This is a genomic window from Sinorhizobium sp. RAC02 (genome assembly GCF_001713395.1).
In the GTDB taxonomy this organism is placed as follows: Bacteria; Pseudomonadota; Alphaproteobacteria; order Rhizobiales; family Rhizobiaceae; genus Shinella.
Genome location: NZ_CP016452.1, coordinates 260113 through 284073, shown reverse-complemented (window position 1 = coordinate 284073; position 23961 = coordinate 260113). Strand labels below are relative to the sequence as shown.

Here is a 23961-nt window from a genome sequence, read left to right as displayed (position 1 = left end):
GTTCAGACGCCGATGTGGCTGACGAACTTTGTCGTGAGATAGGAATCCAGCGTCTCGCTGCCGCCCTCGCTGCCGTAGCCGCTTTCCTTGATGCCGCCGAACGGCGTCTCTGCTGCCGCGAGGCCGAAATGGTTGATCGAGATCATGCCGGCTTCGAGTTCGGTGGAGAACCGGTCGGCCGTGGCGAGCGACCGTGTGAAGCCGAAGGCTGCGAGGCCGAAGGGCAGGCGGTTGGACCGCCGGATTGCCTCGTCGATGCTGGAAACGGGCACGAGTGCTGCGAGCGGCCCGAAGGGCTCGTCGTTCATGATGGCGGCTTCCTCCGGCACGTCGGACAGCACCGTCGGCTCAAAGAAATAGCCGCTGTTGCCGATGCGCTTGCCGCCGCATTCGAGCCGTGCGCCCTGTGAGACGGCATCATCGACGAAGCGCGCCATCGCATCGAGCCGCCGGGCATGGGTCAGCGGTCCCATCTGCACGCCGTCCGACAGACCGTCACCGACCTTGATCGCCTTGGCGCCGGCAACGAAGCCGGCGCGGAAGGCATCATAGACCTCCTGCTCGATGTAGAAGCGCGTGGGTGCGGCGCAGACCTGGCCGGCATTGCGGTATTTCAGCATCAGCCCGAGTTTGACCGCCGCCTCGACATCGGCGTCCTTCGCGACGATGTAGGGCGCGTGGCCGCCGAGCTCCATCGTCGCGCGCTTGACGCCGGCCGCCGCCATTGCCGCGAGCTTCTTGCCGACTGGAACCGAGCCGGTGAACGAGATCTTGCGGGTGACCGGCGAGGTGATGAGATGCTCGGAGACTTCGGCCGCCGGGCCGAAGACGATGCCGAGAACGCCGGATGGCAGTCCGGCATCCTGGAAGGCGCGGGCAAGTTCGATACAGGCGGACGGTGCCTCTTCCGGCGGCTTGGCGATGATCGAGCAGCCGCTGGCAAGCGCTGCGGACACCTTGCGCACGAGCTGGTTGATCGGGAAATTCCAGGGCGTGAACGCCGCGACGGGACCGACCGGTTCGCGCAGCACGACCTGCCGTGCCCCGGGCACGCGGGCGGGAATGACACGGCCATAGGCGCGCCGGCCTTCCTCGGCATGCCATTCGATGTGCTCGGCGGCGGCATTAGCCTCGCCGCGCGCTTCGGCGATCGGCTTCCCTTGTTCGCGGGACATGAGCTGCGCCATGGTTTCCGCGCGCTCGCGGACCAGGGCCGCCGCCTTGTGCATGATCTTCGCACGCTCGAGGACGGTCGTCCTGCGCCAGGTTTCGAAACCCTGCTGCGCCGCTTCGAGCGCCGCATCGAGATCGGCGGTCTCGCAGAGGGCTAATGTCGCAACCACCTCGCCGTTTGCCGGATTGCGGACCTCCACCGAGCGATTGCCGGCAGGCGCGCGCCATTCGCCGTTGATGAGAAGCGGTTTATCCAGCATGGCTCAGTCCTTCAAAAGAGAGTGTCTTGGGGCGGGGCAGGGCGGCCACGGCCGCTGTATAGTCCCGCGCAATGGAGGCGACGATATCCGCTGCCGGAGAAATGTCGTTGACGAGACCTGCGCTCTGGCCAGCTTCGATTTTGCCGCCCTCGATGTCACCGTCGAAGGCTGCTGCCTTAAGCGAAGCGGCGGCGAAGATCGCCTTGCGCTCCTCAGACGGTCGTCCTTCCGACTCCGCGATGCTCATCCGCTCGGCAAAGCCGTTGCACAGCACGCGGATCATGCCAAGCCCGTGGCCGACGACCATCGTGTCGGCGACGGAAGCGGAAAGCAGCTGCTGGCTATAGGCGGCGTGCAGGCGCGCTTCGCGCGACAGCATGAAGCGGGTGCCGAACTGCGCCGCACCGGCACCCAATGCCAGCGCGGCCGCTAGGCCCTGTCCATCGGCAAAGCCTCCGCTCAGGATAAGCGGCATGACTGGTACCGCCTTGGCGATCGCACGACCGAGAACAAGGGTGGAGACGAGGTCCGGCGGAGGATGCCCGCCGGCCTCCCCGCCGACTGCGATCAGGCCATCGACGCCGGCCGATGCTGCCTTGATAGCGTGTTCTTCGCCGGCGACGACATGCAGGCAGACCGTGCCGATGGCCTTGAACCGTTCGAGATAACGCTTCGGCCCACCCTGCGAGGCGATGAGGACCGGCACACGCTTTTCGACGAGCAGGTCCATGATTTCGTCGGCGCCCTTGCGGTAGAGCGGCAGGTTGACGGCGAAGGGCCGATCCGTGCCGGCCCGCACCGCGTCGATTGCCGCCGCAAGGTCATGCGCATACATGGGACCGGCGGCGATCACGCCGAGGCCCCCTGCCGCCGAGACGGCGAGCGGCAGCGCGGAATTCGACGATGCCCAGGACATGCCGGCCTGGATGATCGGAAGGTCGATGCCGAGAAGGCGGGTCACGTTGGTTTCGATCCGCATGTCCGTCATGCTCCGATCAGCTTGCGTGCATGCTCGGCGAGTTGCTTCTTCTGGATCTTCGCACTTGCCGTCATGCCGATTGCTTCGAAGCTTTCGACGATCCAGACATGGCGCGGCACCTTGAACCCGGCCATATGGGATTTCGCCCAGTCCATGATGTCCGCCGGCTCCGCATGGGCGCCCTGCTTGAGAATGACGAAGGCGCCGGTGACCTCGACAAGCCGCTGGTCCGGCACGCCGACCACAGCCGCCTGGCGAATGGCTGCATGGCGGTGCAGGACGTTTTCCACGTCGGCCGGCGAAACGTTTTCCCCGCCGACGCGCACGATCTCCTTGGCCCGGCCGAGGAAGGTGAGCCTGCCATTTTCGTCCAGAGCGCCCATGTCGCCGGTGGAAAGCCAACCGTCCGCAGAAAGCGCCGCACTCGTCTCGGCGGGCTTGTCGAAATATTCCTGCATGACGCTCCAGCCGCGCACGTGGATTTCCCCGGGTTCGCCGTAGCCGGCCTCTCCGCCGTCTTCCTTCAGAACGCGAACCTCGACACCCGGCTGCGGTCGCATGGCGGCGGAGATGCGGATCGCCTCCGGCTCCCACCAGCAGGATTGCGCGACGTTGGGAGAAGCCTCCGACAGTCCGTAACCGACGACGCATTCGCGAGCGCCGAGTTCATCGATGACACGGGCGACGATGGTGGGCGACGCGGCAAGCCAGGCGCCGCGCAGGGCGAGGCGTCGTTCTGCGCGGTCCGGATGGTCGAGCAGCATTAGCGCCATGGTGTCGTTGCCGGAGAAATGCGTGCAGTGCTCTTCCTCCATGAGGCGTAGCGCTTCGCCCGGCTCGAAGCGGTCCATGGAGACGAGTGTCGCCATGTGCTGGAGGCAGGAGAGGATCGACAGCGTCGTGCCTGCGACATGGAAGAACGGCCGGGCGCTGTGGTAACGGTCGCCGACGCGAAGCCCCATGCGGTGACCGGACACGAAAGCATTGCCCAGCATGCTGCGCTGGGTCAGCAGTACGCCTTTCGGGAAGGATGTGGTGCCGGATGTATACTGGATGAGAAGGGGCGCGCCCGGGCTGCAAGCCGCCAAAGCCGTTCCGGTGCCGCTTGCCAGCAGGACCTCCCAGGAGAGGGCCGCAGGGGGCACGTCCTTGCCGATGACGATCAGTTGGCGCAGGTCGGGAAGAGCGGGGGCGGGAAGGTGCTCCACGATGGTGGGATCGATCTGCCGCAGGATGCCGATAAAATCGATCTTCAGGAACCGGTCGCACAGGATGAGGCGCGAAACCTTCGACTGGCGAAGCGCATATGCCATCTCGTTGGCGACGAAGCGCGTGTTGATCGGCACGGTGACGGCGCCGAGCGAACCGATTGCCAGGAAGATGGAGACCCATAGCGTGGAATTGCCGAGGCAGAGGCCGACATGATCGCCCTTCGTCACGCCCTGTGCTGCGAGCCCATTGCGGATACGCGCGACCTCGCCGGCCAAGGCGGCATAGGTAAGCCGCCCGTCGCTCGCCACGACGGCTTCGACGTCGCCGGCAAGGGCTGCGGCCCGTTCCAGCGCGGCGGTAATCGTTGTCGGGCAGAGGGCGTCGATGTCGAACGCGGTGTGGCGGTCGGCGATCATGGTTCCTTGCCTCCAATATTTTTAGTGAAGCGGTCCAGGCCATCCCGCCATCCGCCGTCCGCCAGACACCGTTCGATCGCGGCCATTTCCACGCGAATGCCGTTGTTAAGGTCGGTTTCGCTACCGAGATCCACCGCCTGCTTGGTCAGTGCCATGGCGAGCGGCGGCGCGGCGGCAATTGCGCTGACGATCCCGGCAACAGTTTCGGCAAGAGCGTCTGACGGGATGATACGGGCGACGAGGCCGAACTGGTAGGCTTCCTCAACCGGCATGGTGCGGCCGGTGAACAGCAGTTCCTTGGCTCGCATCTTGCCGATCGTGCGTTGCAGGCGCTGCGTCGCGCCGACGGTGCCCCATTGCGGCTCGGGGAAACGGAAGGTCGTCTTGTCGGATGCGATGACGAAATCGCAGCTCATCAGGATTTCACCGCCGGAGCCGACCACCGGTCCCTGGGTGACAGCAACCACCGGCTTGCGGCAACGGGCGATGGCATCATAGGCGGCGAACGAAGCCCTACGCCGTGCGATCACCCAGGTCTCATCGCGGCCGTTGCGCTCTTTCAGGTCCGCGCCCGCGCAAAAGACGGGGCCGTTTGCGGAAAGGACGACGGCGCGGATATCCGCATCCGCATCGAGCGCCTCGAACATCTCCTTCAGCGCAAGGCACATCGGCAGGTTGAGCGCATTGCGTGTTTCCGCACGGTCGAGCACGACATGGGCGACACCATCCGCCTTGCGCAGGAGAATCGGGGATTTGGGGCCGCTCATCAGATCACTCCCTCATTGCGCAGTCGCTCGATGGTTTCGGCCGGAATGTCCAGTTCTCCCGCGAGCACGGCCGCGGTATCGCCTCCGAGGGGTGGCGGGCAGCCGATAGCCGGATCGTCGTAGCCGGCAAAGCGCAGCGGCGTGCGCAGGGCGCGGACGGTGCCTTCGGCGGGGTGGTCGAACGTGCCGACTAAGCCGCGGGCGACGCTGTGCGGATCGTTCAGGGTCTCGCGCACCGTATTGACCTCGCCGGCCGGCACGGCGCGGCTTCGCAGCGCCTCGGCGAGGGGCGCACGGTCGCGGCTCGCGATCGCCTGGCGCATGCGTGCCATGACCCGGTCCCGCGCTGCGACGCGGGCGGCATTCTTCTGCAAGGCTTCATCGACGAGAAGATCGTCGAGACCCAGCACCGTGCAGATGTCATGCCAATGCTGGTCGCTGCCGCTGATATGCAGCCATGATCCGTCGGCGCACTGGAATGCGGCGGAGGGAACGCGCCCGGGATGTTCCGTTCCCGAACGCTCGACATCTTCGTCGAGCGCAAAAAGCCGCGCTGCTGCGAGCGCCAGAAGGCTCGTCTGCACGTCCATCATGGAAAGATCGACGTGGCATCCTTTGCCCGTGCGGGCGCGGCCCACCAACCCCGTCAGGATGGCAATTGCCATCCACAGGCCCGACGTTATGTCGGAGACCGGAATGCCGCTCTTGGCAGGCGGCGCGTCGGGATGCCCGGTGAGGTGCATGATGCCGGAGAGCGCCTGGAAGATCGTGTCGTAGCCGTTGCGCAGGCGATAGGGCCCGGTCTGGCCGAAGCCGGTATTGGAGACATAGATCAGGCCTGGATTGCGGCCGGACAAAGTCTCATAGCCGAGATTGAACCGATCCATCTCGCCGGGCAGGAAATTCTCGACGACGACATCGTGTCCTTCCGTAAGCCGTGCTGCAATCTCCTGGCCTTCCTCTGACTTGAGGTTCAGCGTCATGGAGCGCTTGGCGCGGTTGAAGGCGAAGAAATATGCGCTCTCGCCGCCCGGCAGCCGGGGTTCGAAGAGGCGGGATTCGTCGCCCGTCCCCGGTCGCTCGATCTTGGTGACCTCCGCGCCGAGCTCGGCCAGGATCTGCGTCGCCATGGGGCCGGCAAGCACCCGGGAAAAATCGAGGATGCGGATGCCCTCCAGCGGCTTCATTGGCTCTCCTCCCGGAAGCTGCGCATCTGCGCGTTCACGGTGCGGCCAGCCGCCATCGCCGCGTCATAGGGAAGGTCCGCCACGCGATAATAGAGCGACTTGACTGCCGCCATGGCCTTCGGGTGCGCCGCCGCCCACTGGCTGGCGATCTCAAGGGCCGCTTCGACAATGTCTTCAGGCGCCACGATCCGGTTGACGAGGCCGAGGGCGCGCGCCTCCTCCGCGCCGATGAGGCGGCCGAGACTGACCAGCTCGAAGGCGGCCTTTCGTCCGAGCGAGCGTTGCAGGCCGGTCATCACCAGCGCCGGCACGATCGAGTGCCTGAGCTCGGGATAGCCGAACTTCAGGTCGTTACCCGCGACCATCATGTCGCAGCCGATGGCCAGGCCTGCGCCCCCGCCGACGGCCGCGCCGCGCACCGCCGACACGACGGGCTTGGAGAGGCTCTGCATCATCGCCTGCGTGCGGCATGTGAGGCCCGCTCGTTTCTCCACTAGTTCCTGGTTGGCCGGTGTCAGCGTGGAAAATTCCGCAAGGTCGGCGCCGGCGCAAAAGGCGCGACCGCTTCCCGTCAGCACGATCGCCCGCACGGATTCTTCGGCATCGGCGGCCAGCAGCGCGTCGTGCAGCGCCTGCGTCAGGGCTGTGTCGAGGGCGTTCAGCTTGTCGGGCCGGTTGAGCGAGAGGATGCGGACCGGACCGCGGTCTTCAATGATGAGGATCGGTGAAGCGTTATTCTGTGTCATGAACAAATCCTATGCTGCCAGATGGCCGAAACCGGTTCGCGCCACCTTGCTCTGCAATTCCCGGCCAAGAGCCCGTTCGCATTGCAGCGAAGCGGCCTGGAGCCTGTCGATGTCGATGCCAGTGGCAATGCCTTCGGCCTCGAAGAGATTGACGAGATCTTCCGTCGCCACATTGCCAGTATAGCCGCCGCCGTAGCGGATCTGGGTGGGATGCCCGCCGACGCCGCCGATGGCGCTGTCGAACCAGCGGCACCCAACCTCGTAGGCGGCCATGCAATTGGCGATGCCCGTGCCGCGCGTGTCGTGGAAATGGGCGACGGGTGTGACGTCCGGTACTTCCGCCATGGCGCGTGTGAAGAGGCGGCGTACGCTGCCGGGCGTTCCATGGCCGGTCGTGTCGCAGATCGAGACGTGACGCACACCGAGGTCGGCAAAGACCTTCAGGTCGTCGATGACCGAAGCAGGGTCGACCTTGCCCTCGAAGGGGCAGCCGAGCGCCATCGAAATCACGCCGATCAGGCGGAACCGGCCGTCGGCCAGCGCGACCATCTCGGCAACATTGCGCCATTGCTGTTCGCGTGTCGTGCGCAGGTTCTTCTCGGTGTGCGATTGTGTTGCCGACACGAGAAGGCTGATTTCCTCCGGCCCGTGTCCCGCCGCGTGATCGTCAAGCGCCCGCTTGACGGCGTGCAGGTTCGGGCAGGTGGCCTTGTAGGCGGCACCAGGGCGACGGTGGATGCCGGACAGCACGAGGCTGGCATCGGCGAAGGCCGGCACATGGCGGGGGCTGCTGTAGCTGGTTGCCTCCACACGCGCGAAGCCGGCCTCGGAAATGGCGTCGATCAGGGCGATCTTGGTTTGCGTGGCGAGATCTGTCGTCTCGTGCTGCAAGCCGTCCCTTGCGAAGCACTCGCAGATCGTCAGCTGTCCCGACATCTCGATCCTCCCGGTTTTCATGGGGATAGTGATGCGAAATTTAGTTCATATTGTCAACTATAATTCTGACGATGCGACCTAATCCTCGTCGAGTTCGCGCAGGTCTTCCTGCGATGCATTGGTTTTCAGGTCGTGGAAGTAGTGTGCGCTGTTGCGTCCCACACGCTGCAGAAGCTCGATCAGGATCTGCCGCTCGGCATGGCTGAGGGTTGAAAGCATGTGTTCGTTTCGCTCGAAGGAGTCCGCGAGGATCGCCTGCGACAATTCCAGGCCTTCCGGGCTGAGTTTGAGTAGGATGCTGCGGCCATCCTCCGGATTGGCCGTTTTCAGGATGTAGCCGCGGTCGATCATCGCCGAAACCGTCCGACTCATCTGGCTTTTCAGCAGTCCGCTGTGCTTTGCCAGCTCCTGTAGCGGCACTTCGCCGAGATATTTAAGGACGGCGAGTGCGCGCCATTCGCGGGCGGTGATGCCGTATTTCGGGCGGATCGACAGGGCGGCAATGCGGGTGGATAGGCCCGCAAGCCGCTGCAGTTCGAAGGAAAACAGGTCCCGGATGTCGGGCTCGGTCTTTTGGGGTGATGTGTGGCCGCGAAAGAAATGGCCGTCATTGCGACTGGAGCGATCCGTCAGGTTTTCGTTTTGCTTATTCAAGTGGTTGCTCCTCACGGTTCCGGCGGGCCGATATTATGCGGATAAATTTGGTTGACAACGTGAACAATATAGTTCATCTCATTAACTAGATTGGCACGCAGGGAATGGAATGTCGATCCTGTATTCGGACCGTGGAGGATGACTCCGGCCGATCATCACCAGAGGAGGAGTTTGGTAATGGCATCGTGTAATCGCGCATTCTTAACCGTCGCCACGGCAGCCGGTGTACTGGCCTTCGCCGGCGCCGCAGTGGCGCAGGAAGCACTCATCGTCGCCGGCTTCGGCGGCAATCTCCAGGCCGACTTGCGCAAGACGATCTGGCAGCCGGCGGCGGATGCCGCAGGCATTGAATTGCGTGAGGAGACCCATGATGGCCTCGCCGCCGTGCGTGTGCAGGTGCAGTCCGGTTCCCCGACCTGGGATGTCGTGCATCTCGGCGCAGACGAATGCGCGGTCGGCGGCAAAGAGGGGCTTTTCGAGCCGCTGGACTACAACACGATCAGCACCAAGGGTTTCGATACGCGCGGCTACGGTGAGCACTGGATTGCGACGAACACCTATTCGGTGGTTCTCGCCTGGCGCACGGATGTCTATAAGGACAAGGCGCCGGCAAGCTGGCAGGACTTCTGGAACGTCGAGGCGTTTCCTGGCCGCCGCGCACTCAGCGCCTATCCGCAGGAGATGATGGAGATCGCGCTCATCGCGGATGGGGTGAACAAGGACGGCCTCTATCCGCTGGACACCAAACGCGCGCTGGCTTCGCTCGAGAAGATCAAGGGGAATGTCGGCGTCTGGTGGTCGTCCGGCGCACAATCCGCGCAGCTGCTGAAGGACGGTGAGGTCGATATGATGGCGATTTGGGGCAGCCGCGTTGCCTCGGTGATAACAGACGGCGCGCCTGTAAAATTCACCTATCAGGATGCGATCCTCGGCTATGGCTGCCTCGCGATCCTCAAGGGTGCACCGCATGCCGCCAGTGCGCAGAAGTTCATCGCCGGCGTGGTATCCCCCGAAGTGCAGGCCCGCATTCCGGAAATGATGCCCTACTATGGTCCGACCAACAGTCTCGCCTTCGAGGTGAAGGCATTTTCGCCGGAGGTGTTGGCGCAGTCCAACATGTCGCCGGAGAACGTCAAGAAGCAGACCTTCCTCGATGCGAACTGGTGGCGCGACAACAACGAGCTGGTTCGCGAGGACTATAGCCTGTTGATGTCGAACTGATCGAACGAACCGGGAGGACAGGATGCGCTCGGGCAGAGTAAACCTTCGCGAGGTCCACAAGGCCTATGGCAGTTTCAGGGCGCTCGACGGCGTTTCCCTGGATATCAAGGCGGGGGAGTTCCTGACGCTTCTTGGTCCTTCCGGCTCGGGAAAGACCACGCTTCTCAACGTCATCGCCGGCTTCGAACGGCCCGACCAGGGCAGCCTGCTGGTCGATGACGTGGAGTTTATCACGCGGCCGCCGCACAAGCGCGACCTCGGCATGGTGTTCCAGAACTATGCGCTGTTTCCACATATGGATGTCTTTTCGAACGTCGCCTATCCGTTGAGGCTGCGCAAGGTGGACAGCGCGTCTATCCGCAAGCGCGTGATGGGCGCCCTGGAAATCGTCCACATGCAGCACCTCGCCGATCGCCGGATCACGGCACTGTCGGGCGGCCAGCGCCAGCGCGTGGCGCTCGCCCGGGCCTTCGTCTTCGAGCCGCGGCTGTTGCTGATGGACGAACCGCTCTCAGCTCTCGACAAGAACCTGCGCGAGCACATGCAGATCGAGTTGAAACGGCTGCACAAGCAGCTCGGCATGACGACGATCTATGTGACGCACGACCAGCAGGAAGCGTTGACCATGTCGGACCGCATCGCCGTGCTCGACAAGGGCAGGATCGTCCAGCTCGACGTGCCGGCAACGGTCTATGATCGGCCGAACTGCAAGTTCGTCGCTGGCTTCATGGGCGAGACCCGCTTCCTGCCCGTCGAATGCCGCGATCATTCCTATCTCCTGAATGGGCGGCCTCTCCAGCTTGCCGATACGCGGGCTGTATCCTCCCGTGGCGAAAACTGGCTCATGGTTCGCCCGGAGCGGCTGCGCTGGGAAGGCGAGACCGGACGCGACAATTGCATCGAGGGTAGGGTACTCGATGTCGTCTACCGCGGCGATTGCAATCAGGTCTCGGTGGAGCTTTCGGGCGGGCATGAAATTGCCATCCGACATTCGGGCAGCGAGCGCAAAGCGTTGCCGCAGCCGGGTGATAGCATTGCCCTGTGGCTGCCGGCGCAATCAAGCTTGGTCATGGGGAGTGCCGCGCCATGACGCTGGCTATCGACCGAGCGTACGAGATGCCGCTCAACGGCACCATGCTGAGGAGCGCCGGAAACCGTGAGCAGAGGATGTTCCAGGGGCTCACCCTGCCGGCACTGATCCTCGTCACCTGCATTCTCCTCATACCCTTCGCCTGGCTTGCATGGCTGTCGCTGTTCGATGCTGCCGGGAACCTTTCGATCCAGAACTATGCACGGCTGCTGCGGCCTGCCTATGTTGGAAGCTTCCTCACGACCTTCAAGGTCGCGGGACTGGTGACGGCGCTGTGCGTTGTCCTGGGATACCCGGTCGCCTATCTGCTTTCGCAGCTTTCGCCTCGCGCGGCGCAAATCCTCATGGTCTTCGTGATCCTGCCGTTCTGGACCTCGGTGCTGGTGCGCACCTATGCCTGGCTGGTTCTGCTGCAGCGCAAGGGCGTCATCAATGACTGGCTGCTGTCCATTGGTGTGATCGACCAGCCGCTCGCCCTGGTGCACAACCTGACGGGGACGATCATCGGCATGGTGCATGTCATGCTGCCCTTCCTGATCCTGCCGCTCTATGCGTCGATGAAGGCGATCGATCCGGTGCTGTTGCGGGCGGCCGCCAATTGCGGCGCTTCCCCGAGCCAGGCGTTCCGCCAGGTCTTCCTGCCCCTCTCGATGCCTGGCCTTGCCGCGGGGATCGCGCTGACCTTAGTTCTTTGCCTCGGCTTCTACCTGACGCCGGCGCTCCTCGGGGGCGGGCGTGTTGCGATGTGGTCCACGCAGATCGCCGATACCGTTTCGAAATTCTCCAACTGGGGGGCGGCAAGTGCGCTGAGCGTGGCCCTGCTGGTGGTGACGGCCGTCATTCTCTGGGGCGTTCGCAAATTGACCGACGCCTTGAGCTTTTCTGCGGGAAGACCGTGATGCTGAACACGCCTGCCACATCCACCCAGATCACGCATGGCCAGCGCCTCTGGCTCTATGTGACCGTCGCCCTGGTCATGGCCTTCCTGATCATCCCCTGCATCCTCGTCATCCCGATGTCATTCTCGGACTCGCAATATCTCGAGTTTCCGCCGCGCAATCTCAGCCTTCGCTGGTATGAAGCCTTTTTCACTTCGCCGGAATGGATCCAGTCCGCGGTCGTGTCGCTGAAGGTGGCGGGCCTGACGACGGTACTGGCCACCGTGCTCGGAACCCTGGCCTCCTACGGTCTCTACAAGACCACCAGTCTCCTGGCGCCGGCGACCCGTGGTCTCCTGATGCTGCCGATGATGATCCCACTGATCTTCGTCGCCATCGGTGTCTTCTTCGTCTATGCGCGCTTCGGCCTCAACAACACGATCACCGGCCTCGTGCTGGCGCATACGACGCTTGCTATCCCCTTCGTCATGATCGCCGTTGGCAACGGGCTGAAGGGTTTCGATCCCAATCTCGAACGGGCGGCCCGCAGCCTGGGAGCGTCGCCGGTGGCCGCCTTCCTCACCGTCACGCTGCCGCAGATCCGTATCTCGGTGCTTTCGGGCATGTTGTTTGCCTTTGTTACGTCCTTCGACGAGGTCGTCGTCTCGCTGTTCGTTTCCAGCGGCTCCAATTCCACGCTGACCAAGCGCATGTTCGCCAATATCCGCGATCAGGTCGATCCGACCGTTGCCGCCATCTCGTCCATGCTGGTGGCGCTTTCGATCGTCGTACTCATCGCTGCCCAGTTCGTAAAGCGCAAGGACGCGTAGTACGCGCCGTGCGCCACTTGTAGTTCCAGGAGGAAAACCATGTACAACTCGCTTCGCATGCGCGATATCGCGTCCCAAATCCACCCGCAAACCAATCTGGCCACCCATGAAGCCGTCGGACCGACAATCATGGCGCGGGGCGAAGGCGCCTATGTCTATGACGACGACGGCAAGCAATATATCGAGGGCATGTCCGGCCTCTGGTGCGCGGCACTCGGCATGAGCGAGAAGCGGCTGGTCGATGCCGCCACCCGTCAGCTCAACACCTTGCCCTACTACCAGAACTTCGCCCATCGCGCGACGGAGCCGGCGATCGAGCTGTCGGAACGTCTCCTGAAGATCGCGCCCGTGCCGATGTCGAAGGTGCTGTTCCAAAGCTCGGGCTCGGAAGCGAATGACACGGCCGTCAAGCTCGCCTGGTACTATTTCCACGCCCAGGGCAAGCCGGAGAAGAAGAAGATCATCGCCCGCAACCGTGGTTACCACGGCACCTCCATCGCCTCGGCCAGCATCACCGGCCTGCCGCACCTGCACCGTGAATTCAATCTGCCGCTTCCCGGCTTCCTGCATGTGACATGCCCCCATTTCTATCGCGAGGGCCTGCCGGGCGAGACGGAGGAGGGCTTTGCCACGCGCCTGGCCGACGAGCTGGATGCGCTGATCGTGGCCGAAGGACCGGACACGGTGGCCGCATTCTTTGCCGAGCCCGCCATGGGCACCGGCGGTGTGGTCATCCCGCCGAAAACCTACTTCGAGAAGATCCAGAAGGTCCTGAAGCAGCACGACGTGCTTCTGGTGGCCGACGAGGTTATTACCGGTTTCGGGCGCACCGGCGCCTGGTGGGGTAGCCAGACATTCGGGCTGGAGCCGGACATGATCACCTGTGCCAAGGCTCTGACGGCCGCCTACATGCCGCTCTCGGCGGTGCTTCTGTCCGAGCGCCTCTATTCCGGCATGCGGGCGCAGAGCGAGAAGATCGGCGTCTTTGGGCACGGCTATACCTATGGCGCTCATCCGGTGGCCTGTGCGGTGGGCGTCGAGGCGCTGCGGATCTACGAGGAGGACGGGATCATCGATGGCGTCGCCGCACTTGAAGAGCGCATGGCCGAGGGAATGCGACCGCTCATCGACCACCCGCTCGTCGGCGAGGTGCGCGGCGTCGGCCTGATGTGGGGCGTCGAGATTGTCCGAGACAAGGAAACACGCGAAGCCTTCCCGGCCGACATGCAGTTCGGTGTCGGTATCCAGAACCGCGCCTTCGAGAATGGGCTGGTTTGCCGGTCGCTCGGCACGGCGATCGCCTTTGCCCCGCCGCTGATCAGCACACCGGAGCAGATCGATGCGATCGTTTCGCGGTTCCGCGATGCGTTGGACCGATCCCTGGACGCTTACCTGGCGGGCGGCGGGCGACTCGGCAAGCAGTGAGGAGGCCGCGGTGCTGGCGATCTATGACGAGCGGCAGTCGCTGCACCGGCCCTTGACGCGGATTGCAGGCGGCGTGCTACAGCCCAATCTCGAGGTTCCCGAGCGCATCGAGAAGCTTCGTGAAGGGCTGGCGCTGGCCGGTGTCAGTATCGTCGCCCCTGCTGGTGACGATACGGCCCTGATCCATGGCCTGCACGATGGCGGCTATCTTGATTTTCTGGAGAACGGTTTTGCCGCCTGGCGCGCGATCCCCGGCAATGGTCCGGAGTTGCGCTCCAGCATTCACCCGAATATCTACATGAACCGGCGCCCTGACGATCTTCTCGGTCGTGCCGGCTTCTACCAGGCGGATGCAGGCTGCGTCCTTGTTGAAGGAACGTGGGAAGCTGCAAAAGCGAGCGCTTTGACCGCACTCGATGCTTCCCGGCGCGTGCTTGACGGCGAGGACATGGTCTATGCCCTGTGTCGTCCGCCTGGCCATCATGCCTATCGCGACAAGGCCGGCGGCTTCTGCTATCTCAACAATTCCGCCCTTGCCGCCGAACAGGCGGTCGTGGCGGGGCGGCGTGTCGCAATCCTCGACATCGATGTGCACCATGGCAACGGCACGCAGACGATGTTCTATGATCGCGGTGACGTGCTGACGCTGTCAGTGCACGGCGACCCCGCGTATCTCTACCCCTACTATGCTGGTTATGCCGATGAGGCGGGGGGCGGCGCGGGGGCGGGAAAGAACCGCAATTTCCCCCTTCCACTCGGCAGCGACGGCGCGGCGTATCTGGTGGCGGTGCGGACGGCATGTGAAGACGTCCGACGGTTTGGCGCCGACTTCCTTGTCCTGGCTCTCGGCCTTGACGCATCCGTGAACGATCCCTTTGCTTGCATGAGAGTGGACGACGGGCATTTCAACCGCATCGGGCAGCACATCGCGAAGCTACGAATCCCGACCGTCATAGTTCAGGAGGGAGGCTATGTTTCACCCTTCCTTGCCGCAACTTTGGCAGCTTTCATCTCTGGCATTTCGCAGTAGCAGGCAGACGCGTATGCGTAACACAAGGGAAACGGTCAGTGCTCCAGCCAGATCTGCGACGGCAGAGGTCGAACCTCATCAACGCCAAAAGCGTTTTTTAAATCGGCCTGGGCGACGTTGCGGGTCTGTGCCGCGAACTTGATATCTCTTTGGCTTTGGGCAACATGGCACACCGAATTCGGTGCGCGCGGCGATGAAGCCCGCCAAGGGGAAAACTCGTGAGTGCTACAAGGCCCTCGGTGGCAAGGCCATCTGCTTCCAAACAGACAGCCGGCCGCATGACACGTGAGGCCTGGATCGTGGCAGGAATCGAGGCACTCATTGGAGAAGGCATCGCCAATGTGAAGATCCAGGTTATGGCCAAGACGCTCGCCGTCTCGCGGTCGAGCTTCTACTGGTTCTTCGCCGACCTGCAGGAACTGCACCGCGAACTCATCGAATACTGGCTGCGAAAGAACACCAGTCCTATCATTGAGCGGGCGCTTCGGCCGGCGCCGACCGTCACCAAAGCCGTATGCCACATTTTCGAATGCTGGGTTGACCCTGATCTCTTCAGCCCGCGCCTCGATGCCGCCGTCCGTTCCTGGGGGCAGGTGGATGCATCGGTGCGCGGCATTGTCGATCAGGCGGATGATCAGCGTGTCGATGCGGTGACGCGCATGTTCCTGCGTTACGATTATCCGCAGGACGAAGCCTTCATCCGGGCCCGGGTCCTCTACTTCACGCAGATCGGTCATTTCACGCTCGGCATGCGCGATGACCGGGAGATGCGGTTGCGTCTCCTGCGCCCTTATCTCCTCAGCTTCACTGGTCGCGAGGCATCCGATGCCGAAGTTGAGGCTTTCGAAACATTGATGCGGCGTGTTCAGCCCGACGGCTGAGCAATAGGCATTGCTGTACGTCTGCGGATTGCTGGAATTAGGCATGCTAAGCGACGGATGGTCGTCACCACGCACATCTTCTTGCAATCTTCTGGACATTTGTGTCTAGTGGAAATATGCATATCGCGGATCAAGCGGAGGGGCTTGATCGACCGGTTCCTTATCCATGAGACAGCGCATGAAGCCGCACTCAGCCTTGCCATTTCATCGCTGCGCCGAGGCGCGTGCGGGTGCTTTCCGATGACACGACACTACTCTGCACTTTCGCTGTTCAAGGAAGGCCTTCGGGGGCAGAAGGGCTGGCAGCAAGCCTGGCGCTCGCCGGAGCCGAAGCCGCGCTACGACATCCTGATCATCGGTGGTGGCGGGCATGGTCTGGCGACGGCCTATTACCTCGCCAAAGTGCACGGCATCAGAAATATTGCGGTCATCGAAAAGGGTTGGCTCGGTGGCGGCAATACGGGCCGCAACACGACCGTCGTGCGCTCCAACTACTTCTTCCCAGAGAGTACGGCGCTCTATGACATGGCGTTGCGCCTCTACGAAACGCTCGGCCGGGATCTCAACTACAACATTATGCTGTCGCAGCGCGGCATCATCACGCTCGCCCACTCGGAGGCCGAGATGGAGATGGCGGCGCGGACGGTCAATGCCATGCAGATCAACGGTACGGATGCGGAATTGTTCGGCGTCGAGGATGTGCGCCGCGTCCTGCCGCTCGCAGATTTCTCTCCGGAAGCACGCTATCCCGTGTTCGGCGGCGTCTGGCAGGGCAGGGCCGGTACGGCGCGGCACGATGCCGTCGCCTGGGGCTATGCGCGCGCCGCCGACTGGCTGGGCGTCGATATCATCCAGTCCTGTGAGGTGGAGGAATTCCTGATCGAGGGCGGACGGTGCCGGGGCGTGAAGACCAGCCGTGGCGAGATCCGTGCGGAGCGCACGGGCATGGTCGTTGCAGGCCACTCATCGCATCTCGCGGCCAAGGCCGGCTTCCGCCTGCCGATCACCTCCTATGCCCTTCAGGCCTGTGTTTCCGAGCCGATCAAGCCGGTGCTCGATACGGTCGTGCTCTCGCCCGGGACAGGTACCTATGCCAGCCAGTCGGACAAGGGGGAGCTCGTTCTCGGCGGGGCTCTCGACCGGGTTCCCTCCTATGGCCAGCGCGGTAACCTGCCGGTTCTGGAGGAGGTCGTCTCGGGGTTGCTTGAAATGTTCCCGTCGTTCCGCCAGCTCCGGCTGATGCGGCAATGGGCCGGTATCGTCGATGTGACGCCGGACTCTTCGCCGATCGTCGGGGAGAGCCCGCTGCCGGGGCTCTTCCTCAATTGCGGCTGGGGTACGGGAGGCTTCAAGGCCATTCCCGCCGGCGGCACGCTACTCGCCCATCTGCTGGCGACGGGCAAACACCACGATGTCAGCCGCCCCTTCGATCTCGACCGCTTTTCACGTGGGCGACTGATCGACGAGGCTGCCGGCTCCGGCATCGCGCATTAGGAGGTTTTCATGCAGCTTTTCCCATGCCCCTTCTGCGGACCAAGAAGCGAGAGCGAATTCCACTTCGGCGGCGACGCCGGCAACCATCGCCCGGAAGGGTTTCGCGAGGTGACGGATGGTGAATGGGCCGCCTATCTCTACCAGCGCAACAACCCGCGCGGCGCGGCAAACGAAATCTGGATGCACATGAGCTGCGGCGAGATTTTCCGCATGGAGCGGGATACGGTGAACCACCGTGTGGCGCAGTCCGTCGTGCTTGGCGAAGGAGGCGACAATGACGCCTTGGCGCACTGAGGGCGGCACGGCCGTCGATCGGTCACGACCGCTCACCTTCACCTTTGACGGCGTGACGGTCGAAGGCTTTGCCGGGGACACGGTCGCGTCGGCGCTGCTTGCCGGCGGAATTTCCGTGCTTGGCCGGAGCTTCAAGTATCACCGTCCGCGCGGCCTCTGGGGCGCGGGTGTCGAGGAGCCAAACGCCCTCGTGGATATTGCGGGCGGCATGCCGAACACACGCGCCACGCAGGTGCTCGCCGCTGACGGCCTTGCGGTGCGCAGCGTCAATGCGGAGCCGAGCGCGGAAAAGGATCGCCACGCCTTCCTCGATGCCTTTTCCCGCTTCATCCCGGCCGCCTTCTACTACAAGACCTTCATGTTCCCGAACTGGCATCTCTTCGAGTCGCGCATTCGGCAGATGGCCGGTCTCGGGCGGCTGGACAAAACTACCAAAAGGCCTGCCTTCGCCGAGCAGGTGAACCACCATTGCGACGTGCTGGTGATTGGCGCGGGGCCTGCGGGTCTGCTTGCCGCGCGTGATGCAGTGCGGGCGGGTAAGCGCGTTGTACTGTGCGACGATGGTTTGCAGGCGGGTGGCAGCCTGCTTTACCGCGCGGCGACCATCGAGGGGAAATCCGGTGCCGAATGGGCGTCGCACGTTACCGCTGAACTGCAGCAGGCCGGAGCTTTGCCGCTGACCGGCACGACTGCCTTCGGCATCTACGATCACCATCTCATCGGGCTCAACCAGAAGGGCGAAAGCGGCGGCCCCGACCGGCTTTGGCGTGTTCGCGCCGGGTCGATCATATTGGCCACCGGTGCGATCGAACGGCCACTGCCCTTTGGTAACAACGATCTGCCCGGTGTCATGTCGGCAGAGGCCGCGCTGGTCTACCTCCGTCGCTTCGGTGTCGCCGTCGGCCGAAAAGTGGTCATCGCGACGAACAACGGGTTTGCCTACGAGACGGCCGAAGCGCTGGCGGCGACGGGGGCCGATGCTACGGTCGTCGACTATCGTTGCGATGCCGCATCGGTTGCTGGCGTGCGCGTGCTGAAAGGTGTCACGGTTGTCGCGGCGGCCGGCCGCAACGCCGTCAACGCGGTGAGGCTGTCCGATGGAAGCGTGCTGGAAGCGGACGCGGTGCTTGTCTCGGGCGGCTTCACGCCGACCGTGCATCTCTATTGCCAGGCGCAAGGTAAACTCGACTGGCGCGACGATATCCTCGCTTTCGTTCCTGGCCGGCTGGTCGAGGGCGTTGAGGTGGTCGGTGCCGCCGCAGGGCATTTCGGCCTTCCGAGAGCACTTGCGGACGGCGCGAACCGCGATTTCGGCATCGTCGCAGCCTGGCCGAAACCGGGCGCGAAAGAGCGGGTCTGGATCGACCTCCAGAACGATGTCACTGCCAAGGACGTCGAACTGGCAGTGCGGGAGAACTTCGTCTCCGTCGAGCACCTGAAACGCTACACAACACTCGGCATGGCGACGGACCAGGGCAAGACCTCAAACGTCAACGGTCTTGCCTTGATGGCCGAAATCACGGGCCGCCGTATTCCCGAGGTCGGCACGACAACCTATCGTCCACCCTTCACGCCGGTGCCGCTGGCCTCCTTCACAGGCGTCCGCTCCGGCACACGCATGAACCCGCTGCGCCGTCTGCCGCTTGAAAAGGCGCATCGGGCCGATAGTGCCGTCTTCCGTGAATATGGCGGTTGGCTTCGGCCCGCCTTCTACGGTGCCGGTGCGCCGGAAGAGCGTATCCAGACGGAAGCGAAGGCTGTCCGGGAGGGCGTGGCGCTGTTCGATGGCTCGCCACTCGGCAAGATCGAGGTCATTGGCCCGGATGCCGCATCTTTCCTCGACTTCGTCTATTACAACACCATGTCGACGCTGGCGCCTGGTCGCTGCCGCTACGGGTTCATCCTGACGGAGGGCGGCAACATTTACGACGATGGCGTGCTGGTTCGGCTTGATGAAAATCGCTTCGTCGTGTCCTGCTCGTCCTCGCATGTGGCAGGTGTGCACGCCCTTCTGGAGGAATGGCGGCAGGATCGCTTCGACAAGCGGCGCGTCTTCATCCACAACGCCACGGCCGAGATGGCGACGTTGACGGTCGCCGGCCCACGGGCGAGGGCACTTGTGGAAAGCATTGGCTTCGGCGTCGCGCTTGACGATGTGACCCTGCCGCACATGGCCGTCGTCGCCGGCAGCGTGGATGGCGTTGCGGTGCGGATTGCCCGCATCAGCTTCACCGGCGAACGCTCCTACGAAATATCCGTGCCGGCTGACCGCGCCGCAACGCTCTGGGCGCGGCTGCGACAGGCCGGCGAGGCCTTCGGTGCGACGCTGCTTGGCCTTGAGGCCCTGATGATCCTGCGTGCGGAGAAAGGCTATATCGTCATCGGAAAGGATACCGATGGCACGAGCCGCCCGATGGATTTCGGCCTCACCGCGCCGCTGGAACGCAAGAAGGCGGAGTTCATCGGCCGCCGCTCGCTGATCACCGAGGATGCGGCTCGGCCCGATCGGCGGCAGTTCGTCGGCCTTGAGGCAGCAGACGGCAAGGGTGTGCTGCCGACCGGCGCGCATGGCATCGAACGGCAAGCGGGAAAACCTCGCAGCACTGGCTATGTCACGTCGAGCTATTTCAGCCCGGCCCTGCAGAGGCCGATCGCGCTCGGGCTGATCGAACGCGGCCTGTCGCGCATGGGTGACGTTATCGAGCTGCAGCATCTCGGGGATATCAGGCGCGCGCGCATCGTCTCCTCCTGTGCCTTCGATGGGGAAGGGAGCCGCCTTCATGCTTGATATTGCCCGCAAATGGCAGCCCGAACCGGATTGGGTGCAGGCACGGCTGACAGGCCGAGCCGTCGATATCCGTGCCCTCGCGGGCGTGACGCAGCGCCTCGTCAGCGGTGATATCGACCGCTTCCGCGCTCGCTATGATCTCGGCAAGGATATCGGCGCGCTCGGCCTTGCCTTTGGCGATCGCTATGCGGTGCGCGTTGCCCGAGATCGCTTGCTGGTCATCGGGCTTTCATCTGTCGAAATGGCAGACGGTTGGCACGATGAGGGTTATGCGGTCTCCACCGTCAGTTCCGCCCTGCGCCTCTTCGAGGCGACGGGCGAGGGCGTCCGCGATCTTCTCGCGCGGGCGACGACGGTCGATCCTGATCATCCCGGGCCCTGCGCTGCCATGCCGTTCGGCGGCGTGATGGGCACCGTCTACCAGCATATCAATGCCGAAACCTTGCGCATTCATATCGACAGGGGGCTTGCTGCCTATCTCTGGGAGTGGTTCGAATGCCAACTGCTCGTTTTGCAAGCATAGACTTTCATGTCTGGAAGGAGACCCGCGCTGGTGCGGGCGAAAAAAGGGAGTTGAGATGATGAAAAGAATTCTGATCCTCGGTACGGCGCTCGGCCTGCTCATGGGCACCGCGGCGCGAGCAGAGGACCTGACCTTCGCCGTCGCCGGCCCGCTCACCGGTCCGCTCGCGACGATCGGCGACCAGTTCAAGCAGGGCGCGCAGGCTGCGGCTGACGCCATCAATGCCAAGGGTGGTGTGATGGGCCGCCAGATCAAGCTGCAGTTCGAAGATGATCAGTGCGATCCAAAGCAGGCCGTCTCGGTTGCCAACCGCATTGCCGCCGCCGGCATCCAGTTCGTCGACGGCCATGCCTGCTCGGGTTCGAGCATTCCGGCCTCGGCCGTCTACGCCGAAAACGATACGCTGATGATGAGCCCGGCCTCGTCCAATCCGGTCATGACGGACGATGCGGCCAACAAGGGGTGGACAAACATCATGCGTCTCTACACCCGTGACGATGCTCAGGGCGCCTTCATCGGCCCGTGGATCGCCAAGGAGTATGCGGGCAAGAATGTCGCCGTGCTGCACGACAAGACGGCCTATGGTCAGGGCGTTGCGGATGCGGTGCGGGCCACGATGAACGCAAACGGTCTCAAGGAAGTTCTTGCTGAAGGCATCAACGCCGGCGAGAAGGACTACAATGCTCTCGTCACCAAGTTGAAGGAGGCCAAGGTCGATGTCGTCTATTTTGGCGGCTATCACCCGGAAGCAGGCCTCATCCTGCGTCAGGCTGCCGAGCAGGCTTACAAGTTCCAGCTGATCATGCCCGATTCCATCGCCTCGCCGGAATTCTGGCAGGTCGCCGGTCCGGCCGGTGAAGGTACGATGTTCGTCTTCCCGTCTGATCCGCAAGCAAAGCCGGAGGCGAAGGAAGCCGTGGAAAAGATCAAGGCCGGCGGCTTCAAGCCGGAAGGCTTCACGCTGTTTTCCTATGCTGTGATCCAGGCCTTCGCCCAAGGTATCGAACGCGCCGGTTCGGATGATCCGACAGAAGTCGCGAAGGCACTGAAGAACGGCCAACCGATCGACACCGTGGTCGGCACCGTCACCTTCGACGAGAAGGGCGACCTGAAGGACGCGAGCTACGACATCAACCGCTGGAGCAATGGCAACTACGCGCCGATTGCCAAGTAACGCTTACATCGTTGCCGGAGTTCAACGGCCCGGCCAAATGCCGGGCCGCCTTTCTATTTGCCTGCCGCCCCTCTCAATACCTTGGGATCGTCGGGCGTGTTGCTACACATGGAGAAGCTGTCCCATGGAAATTCCCGAGACAGCGTGATTGTCAGGGTAGGAAGCCAAGCTCCTTGATGCAGTCAGGAGCTCTCTGGCCGTGGCCGCATATTGTCTCCAGAACGCGACCCCGCAGAATGGTAGTGAAGTGCCAAGCGACACATGGCATGCGTGCCTCGTACCATCGATGGCCTTTTTTGCCTGGTGTCGTTGGCGACGTCAGGGATGTCGTATTCCCGAAGGCTAGTTCCTCTTACGCATGGTTTTCTGACGGCATTCAAGGTGCCGCCCGGACGTCGTCAAGGTGGATAATTGGGAAGCCGGTCTGAGGCCGGCGCTGCCCCCGCAACGGTAGCGGAACGAAAACCTCGACGATTGCCACTGGCTACGGCCGGGAAGGTGTCGAGGGCGTCCTGAAGGACGGTTCCGAAGCCCGGAAACCAGCCTTAAATCCAAGACTCGGCCGATTGCGGTGGGCGATCGAGAGGCGAACAGCGTTGCCTCTGGGCCGCTTTGTTCCTTCTTCTTTCCATCCTTCGTCGAGAGACGTTTTGCGGGCCGCTTGGCGGCTTTCGCATGCGTTCCGACCATGATTCGGCCCGCGGAGGAGCGGGCCGGATAGGCTTCAACCCAGGAGGAGACAAGACTATGAGCAGAAACAGAGGCGTCGTCTATATGCGGCCTGGCAAGGTCGAGGTTCGCGATATCGATGACCCGAAGCTGGAAGCACCGGACGGCCGCCGCATTGAGCACGGCGTCATCCTCAAGGTGATTTCTACCAACATCTGCGGTTCCGACCAGCATATGGTGCGCGGCCGCACCACGGCGATGCCCGGTCTCGTTCTTGGCCACGAGATCACCGGCGAAGTCATCGAGAAGGGCATTGACGTCGAGATGCTCCAAGTCGGCGATATCGTCTCGGTGCCGTTCAACGTCGCTTGCGGGCGCTGCCGCTGCTGCAAGTCGCAGGATACCGGCGTCTGCCTCACCGTAAACCCGTCGCGCGCCGGAGGCGCCTACGGTTATGTTGACATGGGCGGCTGGATCGGCGGCCAGGCGCGCTACGTCACCATCCCCTATGCCGACTTCAACCTCTTGAAATTCCCCGATCGCGACAAGGCGATGGCCAAGATCCGCGATCTGACCATGCTTTCCGACATCCTGCCAACGGGCTTCCACGGCGCCGTGCGTGCCGGTGTCGGCGTCGGTTCCACGGTCTATGTGGCGGGTGCGGGTCCGGTGGGTCTTGCCGCTGCCGCTTCTGCCCGCATCCTCGGTGCGGCTGTCGTGATGATCGGCGACTTCAACAAGGATCGCCTCGCCCATGCGGCGCGGGTCGGTTTTGAGCCCATAGATCTCTCCAAGAGCGACAGGCTGGGCGACATGATCGCCGAGGTCGTCGGTACAAACGAGGTCGACAGCGCTATCGATGCCGTCGGCTTTGAAGCGCGTGGCCATGCGGGCGGTGAGCAGCCGGCCATCGTGCTCAACCAGATGATGGAGATCACCCGTGCCGCCGGCTCGATCGGCATTCCGGGCCTCTACGTCACGGAAGATCCTGGCGCAGCGGACGTGGCGGCCAAACAGGGTAGCCTGTCGCTGCGTTTCGGTCTTGGCTGGGCGAAGGCGCAGTCGTTCCATACCGGCCAGACCCCTGTGCTCAAGTACAACCGCCAGCTCATGCAGGCGATCCTGCACGACCGCCTGCCCATCGCCGACATTGTCAACGCAAAGATCATCGCGCTCGACGATGCCGTCCAGGGCTATGAGAGCTTCGACCAGGGTGCCGCGACCAAGTTCGTGCTCGACCCGCATGGGATCTGCTGAAGGCAGCATAACGAGAAAACGACGTGCGCCGGCCGTTTCCGACGGCCGGCGCGGCGCATCAGGAAGTCGCGGTGTCG

At 63.4% G+C, this 23961-nt stretch carries 21 protein-coding genes and 1 riboswitch; of the genes, 13 read left to right on the top strand and 8 right to left on the bottom strand.

What is annotated here, in order from left to right; translation table 11 throughout:
* Window positions 1-2: 2 nt before the first annotated feature.
* The 8 genes from BSY16_RS22545 to BSY16_RS22510 all read right to left on the bottom strand — a co-directional run bounded on the left by BSY16_RS22545 (window position 3) and on the right by BSY16_RS22510 (window position 8330).
* A complete protein-coding gene (locus BSY16_RS22545; RefSeq protein WP_069062097.1) occupies window positions 3-1433 on the bottom strand; it encodes an NAD-dependent succinate-semialdehyde dehydrogenase in 1431 nt (476 codons plus the stop codon).
* A complete protein-coding gene (locus BSY16_RS22540; protein ID WP_069063647.1) occupies window positions 1423-2412 on the bottom strand; it encodes an NAD(P)H-dependent flavin oxidoreductase in 990 nt (329 codons plus the stop codon). Before BSY16_RS22540 ends, BSY16_RS22545 begins: the two co-directional genes overlap by 11 nt.
* 5 nt (window positions 2413-2417) lie before the next feature.
* Entirely contained in the window at window positions 2418-4040 is a 1623-nt protein-coding gene (locus tag BSY16_RS22535; RefSeq protein ID WP_069062096.1) for an AMP-binding protein, read from the bottom strand.
* Window positions 4037-4807, bottom strand: a complete 771-nt coding sequence (locus BSY16_RS22530; protein WP_069062095.1) for an enoyl-CoA hydratase/isomerase family protein — start codon at window positions 4805-4807, stop codon at window positions 4037-4039. Before BSY16_RS22530 ends, BSY16_RS22535 begins: the two co-directional genes overlap by 4 nt.
* Window positions 4807-5994, bottom strand: coding sequence for a CaiB/BaiF CoA transferase family protein (locus BSY16_RS22525; RefSeq protein WP_069062094.1), 1188 nt, complete (start codon window positions 5992-5994; stop codon window positions 4807-4809). Before BSY16_RS22525 ends, BSY16_RS22530 begins: the two co-directional genes overlap by 1 nt.
* Window positions 5991-6740, bottom strand: a complete 750-nt coding sequence (locus tag BSY16_RS22520; protein ID WP_069063646.1) for an enoyl-CoA hydratase/isomerase family protein — start codon at window positions 6738-6740, stop codon at window positions 5991-5993. Before BSY16_RS22520 ends, BSY16_RS22525 begins: the two co-directional genes overlap by 4 nt.
* Window positions 6741-6749: 9 nt before the next feature.
* On the bottom strand, window positions 6750-7676 hold the full coding sequence (locus tag BSY16_RS22515) for a hydroxymethylglutaryl-CoA lyase (RefSeq protein WP_069062093.1): 927 nt from the start codon (window positions 7674-7676) through the stop codon (window positions 6750-6752).
* 78 nt (window positions 7677-7754) lie between these two features.
* Window positions 7755-8330 carry a MarR family winged helix-turn-helix transcriptional regulator gene (locus BSY16_RS22510; protein ID WP_069062092.1) on the bottom strand — a complete coding sequence of 192 codons (576 nt, stop codon included), beginning with the start codon at window positions 8328-8330 and terminating at the stop codon, window positions 7755-7757.
* A gap of 177 nt (window positions 8331-8507) precedes the next feature.
* Here BSY16_RS22510 and BSY16_RS22505 point away from each other — a divergent pair, with 177 nt between their 5' ends.
* From BSY16_RS22505 to fdhA, 13 genes are all read left to right on the top strand, one after another.
* Window positions 8508-9551: an ABC transporter substrate-binding protein gene (locus BSY16_RS22505; RefSeq protein ID WP_069062091.1), complete on the top strand. Its 1044-nt coding sequence runs from the start codon at window positions 8508-8510 to the stop codon at window positions 9549-9551.
* A gap of 22 nt (window positions 9552-9573) precedes the next feature.
* The gene (locus BSY16_RS22500; RefSeq protein ID WP_069062090.1) at window positions 9574-10641 is read left to right on the top strand and encodes an ABC transporter ATP-binding protein; all 1068 of its coding nucleotides are present in this window, start codon (window positions 9574-9576) and stop codon (window positions 10639-10641) included.
* A complete protein-coding gene (locus BSY16_RS22495; protein WP_069062089.1) occupies window positions 10638-11540 on the top strand; it encodes an ABC transporter permease in 903 nt (300 codons plus the stop codon). The genes BSY16_RS22500 and BSY16_RS22495 overlap by 4 nt, the downstream gene beginning before the upstream one ends.
* Window positions 11540-12349, top strand: coding sequence for an ABC transporter permease (locus tag BSY16_RS22490; RefSeq protein ID WP_069062088.1), 810 nt, complete (start codon window positions 11540-11542; stop codon window positions 12347-12349). The genes BSY16_RS22495 and BSY16_RS22490 overlap by 1 nt, the downstream gene beginning before the upstream one ends.
* A gap of 39 nt (window positions 12350-12388) precedes the next feature.
* Window positions 12389-13774: an aminotransferase gene (locus BSY16_RS22485; protein ID WP_069062087.1), complete on the top strand. Its 1386-nt coding sequence runs from the start codon at window positions 12389-12391 to the stop codon at window positions 13772-13774.
* Window positions 13689-14804: a histone deacetylase family protein gene (locus tag BSY16_RS22480; protein WP_286157321.1), complete on the top strand. Its 1116-nt coding sequence runs from the start codon at window positions 13689-13691 to the stop codon at window positions 14802-14804. The genes BSY16_RS22485 and BSY16_RS22480 overlap by 86 nt, the downstream gene beginning before the upstream one ends.
* Before the next feature lie 278 nt (window positions 14805-15082).
* Window positions 15083-15685, top strand: coding sequence for a TetR/AcrR family transcriptional regulator (locus BSY16_RS22475; protein WP_083243073.1), 603 nt, complete (start codon window positions 15083-15085; stop codon window positions 15683-15685).
* A 240-nt stretch (window positions 15686-15925) separates the two neighbouring features.
* Window positions 15926-17179 carry a sarcosine oxidase subunit beta family protein gene (locus BSY16_RS22470; RefSeq protein WP_069063644.1) on the top strand — a complete coding sequence of 418 codons (1254 nt, stop codon included), beginning with the start codon at window positions 15926-15928 and terminating at the stop codon, window positions 17177-17179.
* 9 nt (window positions 17180-17188) lie between these two features.
* The gene (locus tag BSY16_RS22465; protein WP_069062085.1) at window positions 17189-17473 is read left to right on the top strand and encodes a sarcosine oxidase subunit delta; all 285 of its coding nucleotides are present in this window, start codon (window positions 17189-17191) and stop codon (window positions 17471-17473) included.
* Window positions 17454-20261, top strand: coding sequence for a 2Fe-2S iron-sulfur cluster-binding protein (locus BSY16_RS22460; protein ID WP_069062084.1), 2808 nt, complete (start codon window positions 17454-17456; stop codon window positions 20259-20261). The genes BSY16_RS22465 and BSY16_RS22460 overlap by 20 nt, the downstream gene beginning before the upstream one ends.
* Window positions 20254-20784: a sarcosine oxidase subunit gamma family protein gene (locus tag BSY16_RS22455; protein ID WP_069062083.1), complete on the top strand. Its 531-nt coding sequence runs from the start codon at window positions 20254-20256 to the stop codon at window positions 20782-20784. Before BSY16_RS22460 ends, BSY16_RS22455 begins: the two co-directional genes overlap by 8 nt.
* Before the next feature lie 58 nt (window positions 20785-20842).
* Window positions 20843-21958 carry an ABC transporter substrate-binding protein gene (locus BSY16_RS22450; protein ID WP_069063643.1) on the top strand — a complete coding sequence of 372 codons (1116 nt, stop codon included), beginning with the start codon at window positions 20843-20845 and terminating at the stop codon, window positions 21956-21958.
* A gap of 362 nt (window positions 21959-22320) precedes the next feature.
* Window positions 22321-22520, top strand: a riboswitch (cobalamin riboswitch).
* A 185-nt stretch (window positions 22521-22705) separates the two neighbouring features.
* Window positions 22706-23884 (top strand): formaldehyde dehydrogenase, glutathione-independent, encoded by a 1179-nt coding sequence (fdhA, locus tag BSY16_RS22445; protein ID WP_069062082.1) that lies wholly within the window; start codon window positions 22706-22708, stop codon window positions 23882-23884.
* Window positions 23885-23961 lie beyond the last annotated feature (77 nt).